Genomic DNA, 623 nt, shown 5'->3' with positions numbered 1-623 from the left:
CCTCTTTCCCTCTCTTCCCTTTTCTTTTTTTCCTCCTTCCTCTTCCTTCTCCTCTTCTTCCCCTCCCTCTCTTTCTCCTCTCTCTCCTTCTCCTTCCCCCCCTCCCCTCTCTCCTTCTCCCTCGATCCTTTCCTTCCTTATTTTTGCCGGGTTTCCTCCCTCTCCTTCTCCTTCCTCCTTTCTCCCTCCCCCTCCTCCCGTCCTTTTCTCCCTCCTTTTCCTTCCCCCCTCCCTTCCTTTCCCTCCTCCCTGGTTGTTCTTTCTTCTTTTTCTGGCCGGTTTTCTCCTCCCCCCCCCTTCTCTCTCCTTCCCTCTTCTCTTCCCCTTTTCTCCTTTTCTTTCTTTCTTCTTCTTTCCCTTTTCCTTCTCCTTTCTCTTCTTTCCTCTCCTCTTTCTTCCCTCTTCTCTTCCTTTTCCCTTTCCTTCCTCTCGGGCGTTCCTTCCTTCTTTTACCGCGTTCCCTTTTCTTCTTTTTCTTTCCTTTCCTTTCTTCTTTCCTTCCTCTTTTCTCTCCTCTCTCTCTCCCCTTCCCCTTTCCTCTTTTTTCTTTCTCTTCTCCCCCTCTTCCTCTTCCTCCTCCTCTTCTCTTTTCTCTCTCCTTTTTCTCCTTCTCCTTTCCCCCC

Annotated in this window: 1 protein-coding gene; it reads right to left on the bottom strand. The window is 49.9% G+C overall.

The features are described from left to right. On the bottom strand, positions 1 to 623 hold a 623-nt coding region (locus tag F8279_RS31005; RefSeq protein ID WP_192580805.1), incomplete at both ends, for a hypothetical protein.

The sequence above is a fragment of the Micromonospora sp. AMSO1212t genome, from assembly GCF_008868145.1.
Taxonomy (GTDB): domain Bacteria; phylum Actinomycetota; class Actinomycetes; order Mycobacteriales; family Micromonosporaceae; genus Micromonospora; species Micromonospora tulbaghiae.
The sequence above is the reverse complement of the archived record's forward strand: the minus strand, read 5'-3'. Positions and strand labels throughout refer to the sequence as shown.